This window comes from Halorubrum sp. SS7, from assembly GCF_005435055.1.
GTDB lineage: Archaea > Halobacteriota > Halobacteria > Halobacteriales > Haloferacaceae > Halorubrum > Halorubrum salinarum.
Map to the genome: position 1 here is coordinate 1 of NZ_SGXV01000265.1, position 527 is coordinate 527.

Annotated in this window: 1 protein-coding gene and 1 pseudogene; one reads left to right on the forward strand and one right to left on the reverse strand. The window is 68.7% G+C overall.

Annotated features, from left to right (window positions below):
* Positions 1-184, forward strand: a 184-nt coding sequence (locus EXE44_RS17960; protein WP_241991896.1) for a PLDc N-terminal domain-containing protein, incomplete at its 5' end; no start/stop codon positions are given.
* 52 nt (positions 185-236) lie between these two features.
* Here EXE44_RS17960 and EXE44_RS17965 read toward each other — a convergent pair.
* Positions 237-527 (reverse strand): annotated as a pseudogene (locus EXE44_RS17965) (sodium:calcium antiporter); the annotation flags it as partial.

Consider the following 527-nt stretch of genomic DNA (forward strand, 5'->3'; position numbering starts at 1 on the left):
CGCCGGCATCGCTCTCCTGATCGGGCTCGTCTTCTTGGTCGTCCACCTCGCGATGATCGCGTGGACGTACTCGGACGCGGAGTCGCGCAGCGATCACCCGCCGATCCTCTGGGCGCTTATCGTGTTCTTCGCGCCGGTCCTCGGGATCCTCCTGTACTTCGTCATCGGGCGGAACTCCTACTGAACCGGACGACGCCGGTCGCCCGCGGGCGACCGACCGCGCCGGCGCCGCGGGCTCACACGCCCTTGAGTACGCTCGTCGCCCCGACGCTCTCGGCGACGACCCACGCGACGAACAGCCCGTAGGCGACGAGCAGCGCGTACGACTCGCGTTTCTCGAGCGCGAGGCTCGTCCGGAGCGTCACGAAGAGGAGCACGGTCGCGACGGTCAAGACGCCGAGCATCGGCACCGCCGTCGAGAAGTTGACATCGACCTCGCCGACGATCAGCACGCCGAGCGGGATCGCCACGAGCAGGTCGAAGGTGTTCGACCCGAGGACGTTCCCGAGGCTCGTCGCGCCGCGGTT